The sequence below is a fragment of the Sphingorhabdus rigui genome, assembly GCF_014196595.1.
Classification (GTDB): Bacteria; Pseudomonadota; Alphaproteobacteria; order Sphingomonadales; family Sphingomonadaceae; genus Sphingorhabdus_B; species Sphingorhabdus_B rigui.
Window position 1 is genome coordinate 134288 of the sequence record NZ_JACIEA010000001.1, and the last position, 14797, is coordinate 149084.

Genomic DNA, 14797 nt, shown 5'->3' on the forward strand with positions numbered 1-14797 from the left:
CGCCATTTGCGTATAATGGAAACAACATGAGCGTTATCAGCATCGTCCTCATTGTGCTTGGCACCGTCTTCGTCATGGAATGGGTGGCGTGGTCGAGCCATAAATATATCATGCACGGTTGGGGCTGGGGCTGGCATCGGGACCATCACGAGCCACATGATAATGCGCTGGAAAAGAACGATCTTTATGGGATTGTTGGCGCGGTTACGAGCATCTCCTTATTTGCGATTGGCAGCCCTTTGTTGCTCGGTGAAAGAGCTTGGGAGCCTGCGACGTGGATTGGCCTTGGCGTGCTATTTTACGGCATCATCTACACCGTGGTGCATGATGGCCTCGTGCATCAGCGTTACTTTAAATATGTGCCACGCAGTGGTTACGCCAAGCGGCTGGTTCAGGCGCATAAATTGCACCATGCCACCATCGGCAAGGAAGGCGGCGTCAGCTTTGGTTTCGTATTTGCGCGTGATCCTGCCAAGTTGAAGGCGGATCTCAAAAAACAACGCGAGGCCGGGACCGCGATCGTCCGCGACGCGGCGATTTAATAGGTCCTGACCCTAAGCGTCGGGCTTTCGCCAAATCCAGCCAAGACACAATATTGCAACGCCCAGTGGTATTAACGACCAAGGCAATGCCAACGTGATCATTCCAATCGCTATGCTGATGCCAAAGGCGACGGTTGCCGACCATTTGCCGCGCCTGCTCACCACCCCTTTTTCGCGCCAAGCAACAATATGATGCCCAAAGGCGGGATGATTCATCAAGCGGGCTTCAAGCGCCGGGCTGCTGCGCGCAAAGCAAAACGCCGCCAATATCATAAACGGAACGGTCGGCAGCAACGGCAGAGCGATACCAACGGTGCCCAGTACCAGTGCCGACAGCCCACCAATCAGCCAGAGCTGCCGCTGTATCAATATTGATGGACCGCTTTGGTCACATAATAGCTGTCGAGACCTTCGGGGCCGCCTTCGCTGCCAAAGCCGGATTCCTTTACCCCGCCAAAGGGCGCGTCAGGCATGGAAATGACAAAGCTGTTGAGGCCAACCATGCCGGTATCCAACGCATCGGCGACAAGGTTCGCCTGTCGTGCGTTTTCGGTGAAGGCATAAGCGGCAAGGCCAAAGGGCAGGCGGTTTGCCTGTTCAATCGCTTCGTCCAACGTCTTGAATGGCCGCATCAATGCAACGGGGCCAAATGGTTCATTGTCCATGACGTCTGCGGACATGGGAACGTCCGCGAGCACCGTGGGCTGAAAGAAATAGCCCTGTTCGCCGCGTGTGCCGCCCGCCAAAAGCTTCGCGCCTTTTGACGTTGCATCTTCCACGAGGGCAGCGATGGCCGAAGGCCGCCGCGCATTGGCCAGTGGCCCCATGGCCGTACCAGCATCCAAGCCGTTGCCGACCTGCACATTCTTCGTATGCGCGGTAAAGCCAGCGACAAAGCGGTCGTAGACGCCTTCCTGCACGTAGAAACGCGTTGGCGAAATGCACACTTGTCCGGCGTTGCGGAACTTGGTGGTCGCCGACAAGGTGATAGCCTTTTCAAGGTCGCAATCATCGAAAATGAGCACAGGCGCATGGCCACCCAATTCCATCGTGGTCCGCTTAACGCCGTCTGCCGCAAGCTTCAGCAAATGTTTGCCCACAGGCACAGACCCTGTGAAGCTGACCTTGCGGATGATCGGCGATGCGATCAGGTGGCGGCTCACCATATCGGGAACGCCATAAATCAACTGGGCAACATTGCCCGGAACGCCGCCGTCGATGACGCACTGCATGATGCCGCTTGTGCTTGCTGGCGTTTCTTCCGGTGGTTTGGCAATGATCGAGCAGCCCGCAGCGAGCGCTGCCGCCATTTTCTTGCACATCAAATTGACCGGGAAATTCCACGGTGAAAATGCGGCAACGGGTCCAACGGGCTGTTTCAGAACGATGGCGCGCTGCCCCGTCGGCCGGACGAGGACACGGCCATAGCTGCGCTTGGCCTCTTCGGCGAAATAATCAAACTGCGCGGCGCAGGAGAGAACCTCGGTCCGCGCTTCGGCGAGTGGTTTGCCCTGTTCGGTGGTGAGCAGAACGGCGATGCCCTCTGCCCGCTCACGGATGAGATCGGCAACCTTATGCAATATTGCGGCGCGGGCATTTACATCGACGCCGCGCCAATGTGCAAAACCCTGTGCTGTCGCGGCAAGCGCTTCATCGAGGTCTGCGGCGGTCGCCAGCGGCAGCTCAGCGAGCGTTTCGCCAGTGGCCGGATTTATGACGGTGTGACAATCGCGGCCTTCGCCCTTGCGCCAGCTGCCATCAATATAAAGGCCTAAATCGGTAGTATAGCTCATCGAATGTCCCGCAAATTTCTTGTCCGTTCCATGTAGGCGTCAGGTCGTGGGTTTGGAACCCCTTGCAAGCTTCAACAGCCAGAAAACCGGGAACCCAGCCAACAATAAAAATACGCCCCAGATCAACGCTTCGGCCCCTGCGCCATAGATCGTCCAGCAGGAATATAGTGCGGCAAGCAACAATATGATCTTGAACCCTGCTTTGCCCGGCAACTGTCCAGTGGTGATCAAGCGGAAAGCAGCCACAGCGCATCCGAAATACATCACCAGAACAATGGCGGTGGTGAGTATGATGAGAAATTCAAACATCGATGACATCGACCGGCTGCTGTTCATCAGGATGACCAGCGTCAAAAGTGTTGAGGTAAACAGATGTGCGTTGCGCGGCGTGCCATTGGCGCTTTCTTTGCCCATGAATGCCGGAAACAGTCCATCGCGCGCCAAAGCGGCGGGCATCTCGGCCTGACACATGATCCAGCCGTTCAACGCGCCAAGCGCGCTGATAGCGCCGACCGCGGCGATAGCGGTTCCGGCATTGGCGCCCGCATATACATTCACAAAGTCCGCAAATGGCGCCGCCGATACGCTGGTGATGGCAACCGGCAGCATCAGGACCACGGCGGAGCAGACGAGGATATAAATGACGCCAGCGCCGGCGGTTCCAAAAAGCGTCGCGCGGTTGATGGTGCGTTCGGGGTCCTGCACCTTGTCGGCGGGCACGGTTGCCAGCTCAAGCCCAAGCATCGCCCATAGGGTCAATATGGTCGCACTGGAAATGCTGGTCGCGGAAATGTCTGCGGTCACAAATGGCCGCACAAGCGCGGTGCCTTGGGTCGCAAGGACATAGGCTGCAAGCCCGATCACCGCGACCAGAGGCAGCAGCTTTGCGATCGTCCAGACGATCTGAACTTGCCCCGCAAGCTTGGTGCCGCGAATGTTGATGAGTGTAAATGCCCAAATAATCGCGATCGTCACGGCGGATGATACGCCATGCGCTCCGACAACCGGAAACAACTGGCTCAGATAGCTTACCGCAGCGGTGGCGATGGCGGCGTTGCCAACCCACATCGATATCCAATAGGCCCATGCAACCGCGAAGCCCGCGCCGTCGCCGAAGGCGGCGCGGGTGTAGGCATAAGGCCCGCCCGCCTTTGGCAAGGCCTTGCTTAAAGCGCCAAACACCGATGCCACGCACAATGCGCCACCTATGGTAATCAACCATCCAATGACTGAATTCCATCCCAAGGGCGCAAGGCTTGCGGGCAACAGGAATACGCCTGACCCAATCATGCTGCCCATCACGAGCGCAAGTGCCATCCAAAATCCCATCGGACGGCTTGCTTTGGCTGTATCCTGCGTCACGTACTTTCCCCTATCTCCGTGCCCTGACTGGCACGGAAAAAGGGCAAAAGCCAATCTTTGTTTAGATCCTGACCCTAATGCGCCAACAACACAGGGATGCCCAATTCGCCCAGCATGAACCGTGTCACGCCGCCAAACAAGGTTTCGCGCCACCGCCCATGGCCATAGGCGCCCATGACGAGGAAATCGGGTCGCCACGCATTTACTTCAGCCAGCAACCGTTCTTCGACGCTTTGATCACCCTTTGCCGCAACGGCTATTTCGGCGCTGACGCCATGGCGCGACAGATAGGTCGCAGCGTCCGTCACAGGGAATTCTTCAGGCACGGTTTCGACCTCTGCGATCCGCACGTGCGTTGCGGCCTCAAGCAACGGCAGCGCGGCGCGCAAGGCGTTGGCTGCTTCAAATCCGCCGTCATATGCCACCATCGCGCGGTCCCACGCGATGCGCTTTGTCGATGCCGGCACGGCCAGTACTGGCGTTCGTGACGCCATGACGACATCGCTGACCCATGCGCGCGCGGTGCCGGGCGTGCCCGCTTCATCCAGCGACATGACCAATATGTCCGCCAGTCGCGCTGCGTTGATCAATGCATCAGATGTCGTTCCGTCAAATATCTGCCAATCCCACGGCACATCCTCCGATTTTAGATGCGCGTCCGTGCGTGCACACAGCTTTCCGCGTTCCGTTTCGGCGGCGTCAAAGGCTTCGGCAATGAAATGCGCACCGCCGAACATGTCAAATGCCACATAATCCTGCGTTGGCCGCGGCAAGACGAGCGTGAGATGCCCGTTGAAACGACGGGCAAGATCAAGCCCCGCCTGCAACCGGCTTTCAAAGGCTGCGTCTCCGCCAGCATGTACTATGATAGATTTCATCATCATTTCCTTTTCATACGCCAGAATAGGCCGACTCGGATTGATGCGATTGAGTGTAGGCGGATGCGGAGCAAAGTCGTTGATCGATATCAAAAATGGCAAAATGCTTCCAAAGCGGGAAATATTATGTCAGCGATGACGGATGGATGACGCGGGGCAAGCGAAGAACGAGATGATCGTGCGGGGCGCGTGTGTCACCGATGCTCAAGCAATAGCCGACATTTATGCCCATCATGTTCTGAACGGCACCGCCAGTTTCGACACCGTGCCGCGCACATTGGATCAAACCGAACAGAAGATTGGCGACATTTTGGCCCATGGCTGGCCCTTCTTGGTTGCCGAATGCGAAGGGGTGATATTGGGCTATGCCTACGCAACGGCATTTCGAGATCGGCCCGCTTATGGCTTCACCTGCGAAAACTCGATTTATGTGCGCGCCCAACATGTGGGTCAAGGGATCGGTGCCGAGCTGATGCATCGGCTGCTTGATGAGGCGCACGCATGTGGTTTTCGTCAAATGATTGCGGTGATCGGCGGCGGAGAGCCTGCGTCGGTGGCGCTACATACGAAAATGGGCTTCACTTTTGCCGGCCGGATGCGATCGGTTGGTCGGAAATTTGGCCGCTGGCTTGACAGCGTGTACATGCAGGCCGAGCTTGGAGAGGGAGACCGGACCGCGCCAGCGCGCGAGCCGGGCTAAAGGAGAGAAGATGATGGCAGAGTTTGAATTGGTCGCCGATGGCCTGCGCTTCCCGGAAGGCCCAGTCGTCATGCCCGACGGCAGCGTCATTTTGGTCGAAATCGCCGAGGGGCAGATCACGCGGGTGCGGCCCGACGGTAGCAAGTCGGTCGTTGCAAAGACGGGCGGCGGCCCCAACGGCTTGGCGCTTGGCCCCGACGGCAAATTATACTGCTGCAACAATGGCGGCTTTGAATATATGGAAGCCAATGGCTTTTTAGCGCCGCACGGCATTGCGCAGGATTATTCCGGCGGCCGGATTGAACGTATCGATATCGATACCGGCGCAGTCGAGATACTCTATAAATCAGGTGACTTTGGCTGCAGCCTGCGTGGCCCGAATGACATTGTTTTTGATGCGCATGGCGGGTTTTGGTTCACCGACCATGGCAAGATCGATTATGCCAAGCGCAGCCATGATGTCGTTGGCATCTTTTACGCCAAAGCAGATGGCAGCCATTTGGAAGAGGTCATCTTTCCGTCGAACAACCCCAATGGCGTTGGCCTGTCGCCCGATGGCAAGACATTATATGCTGCCGAAACCTACACGTGCCGGTTGATGAAGTTCAACATCACGTCGCCAGGCAAAGTTGCGGCAGATGCGGGTCCGGGCGGGCCGGGGATTCCCCTATATCGTCCAGCCGGCTATAAATTTTTCGACAGCCTTGGCATCGAAGCAAGCGGCAATATCTGCGTCGCCACCATTGGCGAGTGCGGGATCAGCGTGATTTCTCCGGATGGCGAGCTGGTCGAATTTGTCGCGACCGATGATATCTTCACCACCAACATTGCGTGGGGCGGAGACGATATGATGGACGCGTATATCTGTCTGTCGGGCAGTGGGCGTCTGGTTAAAACCCGTTGGACGCGGCCGGGGCTTAAGCTGCAATATTGAGATCGGATTATCGCACATGCCACGGCACAAGGAAGCGCATCTTATTGACCGCATCGGCTGGCTGCGTGCATCCGTCCTTGGCGCGAATGATGGCATCGTTTCGACCGCGAGCCTGATTGTGGGTGTGGCGGCGGCGCAAGCGTCACCCGCGACCATATTGATGACAGGAATTGCGGGCCTTGTGGCGGGTGCAATGTCGATGGCCGCGGGCGAATATGTGTCGGTCAGTTCGCAATCCGACACCGAAAATGCCGATCGGACCCGCGAGACCGAAGAGCTGGCCACGGTCCCTGAGAAGGAACGCGAGGAACTGGTCCGCATTTATGAAGCGCGCGGGCTCGACCGGGCGCTGGCCGAGCAAGTTGCGGACAAGCTGACCGCCCACGACGCGCTGGCGACGCATCTGCGCGATGAACTTGGCATGGCAACGCATACCGCGGCGCGCCCCGTGCAGGCGGCTTTGGCTTCGGCTGTGTCATTTGCGATTGGCGCGGCGCTGCCCTTGGCAATGGTGCCCTTGTCGCCTGCCGCCACTCTCAGCTGGACCGTATCGATTGCGGCGCTGTTGTTCCTGGCCATTCTGGGCGGTGTCGGTGCGAAAGCGGGCGGGGCGCCGATGGGTAAAGCTATTTTTAGGGTGACCTTTTGGGGTGCAATTGCAATGGCGGCAACCGCAGCGATCGGATCGCTGTTCGGCACAACAATCGCCTGAGGCATTGCATGACATTTAATACGGTAATTTTTGACTTCGGTGGGGTTATCACTTCGTCGCCGTTTGAGGCGTTTAACCGGATGGAGGCCGAACGCGGCTTACCCCAGGATTTCGTCCGCCGGGTGAATTCGGTGAATCCGGACAATAATGCCTGGGCCAAATTCGAACGCGCCGAATGTAGCGCAAGTGAATTTGACGCGCTGTTTGCTGCCGAAGCGCAGGCACTGGGGCATGCATTGGACGGTGCGTCCGTCATCGCCTGCCTTGCTGGCGAAATCCGTACAGACATGGTGGCGGCGCTTGATCAACTCAAATCGCTGGGCTTTGCGCTGGGGTGCATCACCAACAATGTGCCGTCGGGCAAAGGCGCAGGCATGGCGGTGAGCGACGCAAAAGCGGCGGCGGTGGCGGCGGTGATGGAACGGTTCGACCATATCATTGAATCAAGCAAAGCGGGTGTCCGCAAACCTGACCCGCGCATCTATAATATGATGTGTGATGCGCTCGCCGTTTCTCCGCCACAATGCATCTACCTTGATGACCTTGGCATCAACTGCAAACCCGCAGCAGCAATGGGCATGGCAGCGATCAAGGTCACCAGTGGCGCACAGGCGCTCGGCGAATTGGGCGCGCTATTGGCGTTGACCTTCACACCCGTTGAGGTCTAGGCGGGAGCCGTTCCGTCTCTCCCAACTATTGGAGCACTTCATGGCGAAAAAACTTTTCCCGGACGCAGCATCCGCGCTCGACGGCCTGCTCAAAAATGACATCCTAATTGCCAGCGGCGGCTTTGGCCTGTGCGGCTTGCCTGAACGATTGCTAGACGCCGTCCGCGATAGTGGCGTGACTGGCCTCACCTTTGTGTCCAACAATGCCGGTATCGACAATGAAGGCATCGGCAAGCTGCTGCGCACCAAGCAGGTGAAGAAGATGATTTCTTCTTACGTCGGTGAGAACAAAGAATTTGAACGGCAGTATCTGGCGGGCGAGCTTGAGGTCGAATTCTGCCCGCAAGGGACGCTGGCCGAACGGATGCGCGCTGGCGGCGCTGGTATCCCCGGCTTTTACACCAAAACGGGCGTCGGCACTTTAGTGGCCGAGGGCAAGGAAGTGAAAGATTTCGGCGGTGAGGAATATATCCTCGAGCGTGGCATTTTTGCTGACCTGTCGATCATCAAAGCGTGGAAAGCCGATGAAAGCGGTAACCTTGTGTTCCGCAAGACGGCCCGCAACTTCAATCTGCCCGCCGCCACCTGCGGCAAGGTCTGCGTGGTTGAGGTAGAGGAAGTGGTGCCGGTTGGCAGCCTTGACCCAGACTGCATCCATTTGCCCGGCGTCTATGTGCAGCGCATGATCGTTGGCGCGCCTTATGACAAGAAAATCGAGTTTCGTACCGTACGCGAAAGGGAAAGCGCATGATCCGGGGTTTGGCAGCAAGCATTGCCGCGCTCACGCTGGCGCTGGCCAGTTGCGCCGCGCAAGGCCAGCAGGTTGCTGCGCCCGTGCTCAGCAAGGACGCGCTCGCGACCCAGATCGGCGAAAAGCCAACCTCTGCTTCGCCACCGACGGGGCAGCAATGGCTTTATGGCTCGGCCGAAGGCAGCATTGCATCGGCGCAGCTATATAAAGCCATGGCGCAATATGTCCGTGCCAAGGCCCTGAACCGTGCCATCAAATCGCAGACTGTGCTGGCAGATGGGTCAACCCCGGACGCGCCCCGGTTCGAAAGCTGCGGTTCAAAGCCATTGGCCGCGGTATTTGATGCCGACGAAACGCTGCTGTGGAACGTCGGCGCAATGCGCTACATGGCGGAGCAGGGTAAGGATTTTGATCCCGTCATCTGGAATGCGTGGGAAAAAAGCGGGGCTGGCAAAGCACTGGCCATGCCCGGCGCGATCGATGCATTGAAAATCATGCGCGATGCGGGCGTGACAATCATTGCGAACACCAATCGCACAGCAGCGAATGCCAAAGGCACGGAAGATACGCTGCGTATGGCAGGGCTTGGCGAATTCAAACATAAAGATACGCTCTATCTTATGGGTGATGACGCGACCGGATCGAGCAAAGATGGCAGGCGCGCTGCTATCGCCGCAAAATATTGCGTGATAGCGCTGGCGGGCGATCAGCTTGGCGACTTTGTCCAAGCCTTTAACGCCAAAGGCCTGAGCGTCGCTGACCGGCGGAAGCTGGCGACCAATCCCGCGATTGCGGACATGTGGGGCAATGGCTGGTTCCTGTTCTCCAACCCTGTCTATGGCCCGTCCATCCGTGGCGGCTATGACGAAATCTTTACGGCCGACACCAAATGGGAACCCGCGAAATGAGCGGTAAGCCAGTCCCCATCGATCTTGTGCCTTATACCGATATGCTTGGTGATAGCCGTGAATTTTTGCGCGTCTGGGCGAAGCAAGGCGGGCCAGTGACCTGCTTCATCAACCCCGTTCCCGTCGGCGGCGATCCCATGGGCTATGGCATCGCTTTGGTCGATTGCATTCGCCACGGCGCCAAAACCTGGGCCCGCGCCACCGGAATACCGGAGGCTGAAGCCTTGGCGCGGATTTGGGAGGGCGTGGACGCCGAGCGTGCCAACCCAACCGATTTGCCGACTGAACACCCCACCACCGATGAAGATGGATTGATACATTGAGCTGGACCCGTGACGAAATGGCCGCCCGCGCTGCAAAGGAATTGCGCGACGGATATTATGTGAACCTGGGCATTGGCATCCCCACGCTGGTCGCCAACCATATTCCGGCGGGCGTCGAAGTGACGCTGCAGTCCGAAAATGGTATGTTGGGCATTGGTCCCTTCCCCTTTGCGGGGGAAGAAGATGCCGACCTTATCAATGCAGGCAAGCAAACCATCAGCGAGCTGCCGCAGACCGCCTATTTCGATAGCGCCGCCAGCTTCGCCATGATCCGCGGCGGGCATATCGACCTAACCGTGCTGGGTGCGATGGAAGTCGCGGAGAATGGCGACATCGCCAACTGGATGATCCCCGGCAAAATGATCAAGGGCATGGGCGGCGCAATGGACCTTGTCGCTGGCGTGAAGAAAATCATCGTCGTGATGGAGCATAACGCCAAGGACGGCTCGCCAAAGTTCATCCCCGCATGCACATTGCCGCTGACGGGTAAAAATGTCGTCGATATGATCATCACCGATTTGGCGGTGTTCCAACGCCCCGACAAATCATCCCCGTTCAAGCTGATTGAAGTGGCGCCGGGAATCACCGTGGAAGAAGTCGCCGGCAAAACCACTGCACATTATGAGGTCGCGATTTAATCGGCACCATGCGACGCGTCATTATATCCTTGATCACCGCCTCTGCATTGGGGCTAGCCAGCTGGTATTTTGTAAACCCGGCGCCGGCGACGAGCCAGGTCGCGGCGGTGCTACGTAAACTTGTAAAGACACCCCCGAATCTGCCTGATCAGCCAGACGAATGGCGCGGTCGGATCGATTATGGCAAGCTCAACCAGCAATTTGCCGCGCTGACGCGGCGTGCTGAAATGGCTGGGCTCGCGGTAGCCATAGTCGAGGAGGGCGAGCTGCGCTTTGTCCATAGCTATGGCGTCGTAGACCGTTCCACCGACGTCCCTGTTACCAATAATACGGTGTTTCGCTGGGCTTCAGTCTCCAAAACGGTTGCTGGCACGCTGGCGGCATCGATGGCGAGCGAAGGCGCGCTTGATCTGAAAAAGCCTGTGTCGAGCTGGCATAGTTCGCTGCGTTTGCCCGGTGGCGCGGAGTCGCGGATCAGCTTTGCCCAGTTGCTGGCGCAGCAGAGCGGTCTCACCAAAAACGCATATGATGAAAAGCTGGAGGATGGGCAGGACCCGCGCGTCATCCGCGCCAGTCTGGCAGAAGCGCCGCTGCAATGTACGCCCGGAACCTGCCACACCTATCAGAATGTTGCGTTCGACACGGCCAGTGAAATATTGGCCAAGGCGGGCAAGCGGTCCTATCCCGATCTGGTCAGCGAGCGTTTCTTTTTGCCGCTGGGCATGACCAGCGCGAATTACGGCATGGCAGGACTGACGGGCGCGAAGGATTGGGCCCGGCCGCACAGCGGCCGCAGCGTCCGCACATTAAAGGAAAGCTATTGGCGCGTGCCGGCTGCGGCGGGGGTAGAAAGCAATATCGTTGATTTCTCCCGCTGGTTGCAGGCGACGATGGGCGAGCGTCCAGATGTGCTGCCTGCTTCAACGCTTCGATTGGCGCAGGCCCCGCGCGTCAATACGGCGCGAATCTATGGCGGTGAGCTGCGGCAGGCGAATTCAGATACCCATTACGGGCTTGGATGGCGCAGCTTCACGTATGATGGACGCCAGTTTATTGGCCATTCGGGCGCGGTCGATGGATATCGGGCTACGCTGATTTTCGAACCCGCAACGCGCACGGGCGTTGTTGCCATGTGGAACAGCAATTGGGGCACGCCCTTCCGCATTCCGTTCGCCGCTTTCGACAGCTATCATCAGCGCACAGATTCGCGTTGGCTGGAACTCAATGATTAGCTGGCGCGCCCAATAGCCATTTTCACCGGAAAGGCCGTTTTCAATGACCTACACGCTGATTACCGCGAATCGCAATTACTCGAGCTGGAGCTTGCGGCCCTGGCTGTTGATGACGATGCTGGGCATCCCGTTCGAAGACCGGATTGAGCCTTTTACGGCTGATAGCAATTACGAAGCCTTCCGCGCGTTTTCGCCGACGGGCCAAGTGCCCGTGCTACTGGACGGCGCACGGACTGTCTGGGATTCGCTTGGCATCACTTTATATTTGGCCGACCGGCACGAAGGCGTCTGGCCGCAGGATCCTGCGGCACGCGCATGGGCGCAATGCGCCGTGACCGAAATGCACGGCGGCTTTTCTGCTTTGCGCAATGATTGCACAATGAATGTCGGCGTTCGGGTGAAGCCAAAGCCCATGTCTGCCGCCTTGGAACGCGACGTTGCGCGGATAGCCGAGCTTTGGGCGCAAGGTCTTGATAGGTATGGCGGTCCGTTTTTGGCGGGGCCGCATTTCACCGCCGTCGACGCATTTTTCGCGCCAGTCGCGTTTCGCGTGCGCACATATGGGCTTGATGTCGGCCATGCCGGGCAAAAATGGGTGGACCATATGCTCGGCCTTCCCGCGATGCTTGCGTGGGAGAAGGATGCGCTGACCGAAAGCTGGCGCGAGGCTGGCCACGAAGCGGAACTGCTGGCCTGCGGCGAAATCATCGCGGATTACCGTCAGGCATAAAAGCGGTTGCCAGCAACGCTTCGGCGAATGCGGTGCCATTGTCGGGTGCAAAGCGCAGGAAGAGCGATGGTTCGATCAGCTCCAGCTCCATCAAACGGAACACGCCATCGCCATCGCGCAATAGGTCGACCCGGGCATAAGCCAGCGTGCCCGTGCCGGTGATGGATGCGGTGGCGGCGAAGGCGCGCTGTGCCAGATCTTGCGCCGCGGCAGGCGGTGTCACCGCTGCTTCATAGCCGCCATATTGTTCCTGCACGCGGAAATCGCCTGCGGCTGGGCGCTTAATGATGGCGTGGCTGAAATTGCCGCCAAAGTAGAAGAGCGAATATTCGCCTTCCTCGGCTATCGTCGGCAGATAAGGTTGGATCATCATGCGCTGTCCGGCGACCGAGCCGGGAATGTCGTCGCCAAGCGTCAGCCGGAATGTCCCGTCGGCCCCGCCCGAAATAGGCGGTTTGACCACGAGCGTGTCGACAGCAAAGGTGGCGCGGGCATGGTCCAGCGCGGCGACATCCAGCGCGTCACTTACTAATGTTGGTACGGACGATATGCCCGCCGCATCCAATTCTGCCAGATAGGATTTGTCGCTATTCCACCGCAAGATGCTGACCGGATTGGAAACGGGGATGCCCTCTGCCTCCAATCGGTCAAGTAAGGCAAACCAGCGCGGGCAATCGCGCGGATACCCCCATGCCAATAAGGGCGTAACCAAATCAAAGCCGCTCAAGTCGTCCGCCTTGGTCCAATCGATAAATGTCGCCTGATCGCCCAATAGCCGCGTATAATCCGCCTTTATATGCGACCAGTCTTCTTCATATTCGGGGACGGGGGCGAGAATCGCGATCTTTGGCACGGTCATTCACCCGCCATCTTCAATATCTCATTCCATTCGGATTCCCGCACTGGCGCTACCGACAGGCGCGATTGCCGCAGCATTTCCATTTCGGCCAGTTTCGGGTTCGCCTTGATGGCCTTGAGCGTCACCGATCGTGCAAGCTTGCGTAACGGCTTGACCTTGACCGCGACAAAGCGCGCCTTTTCATCGGTGGGATCGATGAAATGCTCTTGGCTGATCGTGATGATCGCGACAATCTCAAGCCCGATATTGCTGTGGTAGAAAAAAGCTTGGTCGCCGACCTTCATCGTGCGCAGGTTAATCGCCGCGCTATGGTTGCGCACGCCGTCCCAAGTGCCTTCGCCCTCCGCCACCAAATCATCATAGCTATAAACGTCGGGTTCGGACTTCATCAGCCAAAATTGTTTTGTCACTTGTCGCTCCTTTTCGCTGGCAAGCCTTTAAGGCAGGCAGTAATGCGCTGTCCATGACACATATGCCCGTTATTTCATTGCGCAGCGGCGACGCCGACGCGCTTGGCCAGCAGCTTGGCAATTCATTTCAGACCTATGGGTTCGCGACCGTTGTCGATCATGGACTTAACCCAGATCTGGTTGCGAAAGCCTGGGCGCTGACGAAACAGTTGTTCGAACAGTCCGAGTCGGAAAAGATGAAGGGGTTCGACACCGCACTTGCGGGTCAGCGCGGTTACACGCCGTTCAAAACGGAAATTGCCAAGGGCGCTGACTATCATGATCTGAAGGAATTCTGGCACGTCGGGCGTGATGTCGCGCCGGACAGCCCGTTGGCGGGGTCGATGCTGCGAAACATTTGGCCAGATGTGCCCGAGTTTAAAGAGACGTTCCAGTTGCTCTTTGCCGAAATGGACAAGGTCGGTGCGCGGATATTGTCCTCGATCGCCCGCTATCTTGATTTGCCTGCGGACTGGTTCGACCCGACGATTGAGGATGGCAATTCGATTCTGCGGTTGCTGCATTACCCGCCGATTGCGGGTGACGCCGAAGGCTGCATCCGCGCCGGCGCGCATGAGGATATCAATTTGATAACGCTCTTGCTGGGGGCCGAAGAGGCCGGGCTGCAGATTTTGCGCCCCGACGGCAGCTGGATGGACGTCTCGCCACCGCAGGGCGGCCTGGCGGTCAATGTGGGGGACATGTTGCAGCGGCTGACCAACCATATGCTGCCGTCGACGACGCACCGTGTGGTCAACCCGACGGGTGAGCGTTCGCGGTTCAGCCGCTACTCTATGCCATTCTTCCTGCATCTGCGGTCTGACTTCCCAATCGCCACGCTGCCGCAATGCGTGAGCGCCGAAAACCCGAATCGCTATCCCGACCCGATTCTCGCAGATGATTATCTGCGCGAACGTTTGATCGAGATTGGCTTGCTGAAGGCATAAGGGCCGCCCCAAAGATCGCCACCGCCCCGCGTTACATTGACAAGATTCACGCAAAAGCAGGGGGGTAACTGTCCAGTCTGTCAATTTAGCCTCCGATGGCTGGGCTGGACTATCACCGAAGCCCTGAGCCTGTCGAAGGGCGGCTGTCGGGGTGGCGCTACAGCCGAGAGGCGCCCTGCGACGGACGCAGTCGCCATGCGACTGCTCCTCAGGGCTACGGTTGTGTTTCACGGGAAAGGGGTCCGACCCGGTCGATCCACCTCCCCATCGCAAGTCGATGGGGAGGATTCACGGGTATCACGGGACCAGCGTTCATCCTCGCTCCGTAGCGCGCTGCGCAATATCCGCATATCGGGCCCGCCATTCACCGT

General features: G+C 58.2%; 19 protein-coding genes (1 of these 19 only partly in view). 12 read left to right on the forward strand and 7 right to left on the reverse strand.

Features of this window, described 5'->3' with window-relative positions:
- Positions 1–26 precede the first annotated feature (26 nt).
- Positions 27–542, forward strand: a complete 516-nt coding sequence (locus GGR91_RS00645) for a sterol desaturase family protein (protein ID WP_183939089.1) — start codon at positions 27–29, stop codon at positions 540–542.
- Between the two features lie 12 nt (positions 543–554).
- Here GGR91_RS00645 and GGR91_RS00650 read toward each other — a convergent pair whose 3' ends face one another.
- From GGR91_RS00650 to GGR91_RS00665, 4 genes are all read right to left on the reverse strand, one after another.
- Positions 555–908 (reverse strand): YbaN family protein, encoded by a 354-nt coding sequence (locus GGR91_RS00650; protein ID WP_183941476.1) that lies wholly within the window; start codon positions 906–908, stop codon positions 555–557.
- A complete protein-coding gene (locus tag GGR91_RS00655; RefSeq protein WP_183939091.1) occupies positions 908–2335 on the reverse strand; it encodes an NAD-dependent succinate-semialdehyde dehydrogenase in 1428 nt (475 codons plus the stop codon). Before GGR91_RS00655 ends, GGR91_RS00650 begins: the two co-directional genes overlap by 1 nt.
- A gap of 39 nt (positions 2336–2374) precedes the next feature.
- A complete protein-coding gene (locus GGR91_RS00660) occupies positions 2375–3652 on the reverse strand; it encodes an amino acid permease (RefSeq protein WP_246336991.1) in 1278 nt (425 codons plus the stop codon).
- Positions 3653–3771: 119 nt separating this feature from the next.
- A complete protein-coding gene (locus GGR91_RS00665; protein ID WP_183939093.1) occupies positions 3772–4581 on the reverse strand; it encodes a universal stress protein in 810 nt (269 codons plus the stop codon).
- A gap of 136 nt (positions 4582–4717) precedes the next feature.
- On the opposite strand from GGR91_RS00665, the gene GGR91_RS00670 reads away from it, so the two are divergent.
- From GGR91_RS00670 to GGR91_RS00715, 10 genes are read left to right on the forward strand one after another with little or no spacing between them, the layout of a single operon-like run.
- On the forward strand, positions 4718–5275 hold the full coding sequence (locus GGR91_RS00670) for a GNAT family N-acetyltransferase (RefSeq protein WP_246336992.1): 558 nt from the start codon (positions 4718–4720) through the stop codon (positions 5273–5275).
- A gap of 13 nt (positions 5276–5288) precedes the next feature.
- Positions 5289–6209 carry an SMP-30/gluconolactonase/LRE family protein gene (locus GGR91_RS00675; protein ID WP_183941479.1) on the forward strand — a complete coding sequence of 307 codons (921 nt, stop codon included), beginning with the start codon at positions 5289–5291 and terminating at the stop codon, positions 6207–6209.
- A gap of 16 nt (positions 6210–6225) precedes the next feature.
- On the forward strand, positions 6226–6921 hold the full coding sequence (locus GGR91_RS00680; protein ID WP_183939095.1) for a VIT1/CCC1 transporter family protein: 696 nt from the start codon (positions 6226–6228) through the stop codon (positions 6919–6921).
- Between the two features lie 8 nt (positions 6922–6929).
- On the forward strand, positions 6930–7589 hold the full coding sequence (locus GGR91_RS00685; protein WP_183939097.1) for an HAD-IA family hydrolase: 660 nt from the start codon (positions 6930–6932) through the stop codon (positions 7587–7589).
- A gap of 40 nt (positions 7590–7629) precedes the next feature.
- Positions 7630–8340, forward strand: coding sequence for a CoA transferase subunit A (locus GGR91_RS00690; RefSeq protein ID WP_183939099.1), 711 nt, complete (start codon positions 7630–7632; stop codon positions 8338–8340).
- Complete coding sequence (locus tag GGR91_RS00695; RefSeq protein WP_183939101.1) at positions 8337–9248, forward strand: HAD family acid phosphatase; 912 nt, start codon at positions 8337–8339, stop codon at positions 9246–9248. The genes GGR91_RS00690 and GGR91_RS00695 overlap by 4 nt, the downstream gene beginning before the upstream one ends.
- Positions 9245–9571 (forward strand): DUF5076 domain-containing protein, encoded by a 327-nt coding sequence (locus GGR91_RS00700; protein WP_183939103.1) that lies wholly within the window; start codon positions 9245–9247, stop codon positions 9569–9571. Before GGR91_RS00695 ends, GGR91_RS00700 begins: the two co-directional genes overlap by 4 nt.
- Positions 9568–10209 (forward strand): CoA transferase subunit B, encoded by a 642-nt coding sequence (locus GGR91_RS00705; RefSeq protein ID WP_183939105.1) that lies wholly within the window; start codon positions 9568–9570, stop codon positions 10207–10209. The genes GGR91_RS00700 and GGR91_RS00705 overlap by 4 nt, the downstream gene beginning before the upstream one ends.
- 29 nt (positions 10210–10238) lie before the next feature.
- Complete coding sequence (locus GGR91_RS00710) at positions 10239–11441, forward strand: serine hydrolase domain-containing protein (protein WP_246336993.1); 1203 nt, start codon at positions 10239–10241, stop codon at positions 11439–11441.
- A gap of 43 nt (positions 11442–11484) precedes the next feature.
- Positions 11485–12171, forward strand: a complete 687-nt coding sequence (locus tag GGR91_RS00715; protein WP_183939109.1) for a glutathione S-transferase family protein — start codon at positions 11485–11487, stop codon at positions 12169–12171.
- Here the strand turns inward: GGR91_RS00715 and GGR91_RS00720 are convergent.
- On the reverse strand, positions 12146–13030 hold the full coding sequence (locus GGR91_RS00720) for an ATP-grasp domain-containing protein (RefSeq protein WP_183939111.1): 885 nt from the start codon (positions 13028–13030) through the stop codon (positions 12146–12148). The two genes, GGR91_RS00715 and GGR91_RS00720, sit on opposite strands and share 26 nt — an antisense overlap.
- Positions 13027–13440: an EVE domain-containing protein gene (locus tag GGR91_RS00725; protein ID WP_322788750.1), complete on the reverse strand. Its 414-nt coding sequence runs from the start codon at positions 13438–13440 to the stop codon at positions 13027–13029. The genes GGR91_RS00720 and GGR91_RS00725 overlap by 4 nt, the downstream gene beginning before the upstream one ends.
- Positions 13441–13487: 47 nt before the next feature.
- Here GGR91_RS00725 and GGR91_RS00730 point away from each other — a divergent pair, with 47 nt between their 5' ends.
- A complete protein-coding gene (locus GGR91_RS00730; RefSeq protein WP_407698396.1) occupies positions 13488–14426 on the forward strand; it encodes an isopenicillin N synthase family dioxygenase in 939 nt (312 codons plus the stop codon).
- A 227-nt stretch (positions 14427–14653) separates the two neighbouring features.
- Here GGR91_RS00730 and GGR91_RS00735 read toward each other — a convergent pair whose 3' ends face one another.
- On the reverse strand, positions 14654–14797 hold the 3' portion of the coding sequence (locus GGR91_RS00735; protein WP_183939115.1) for a hypothetical protein. 213 nt of this gene lie beyond the right edge of the window; 144 of the gene's 357 nt are visible here — the last part of the coding sequence; the start codon falls outside the window, past its right edge; the stop codon is at positions 14654–14656.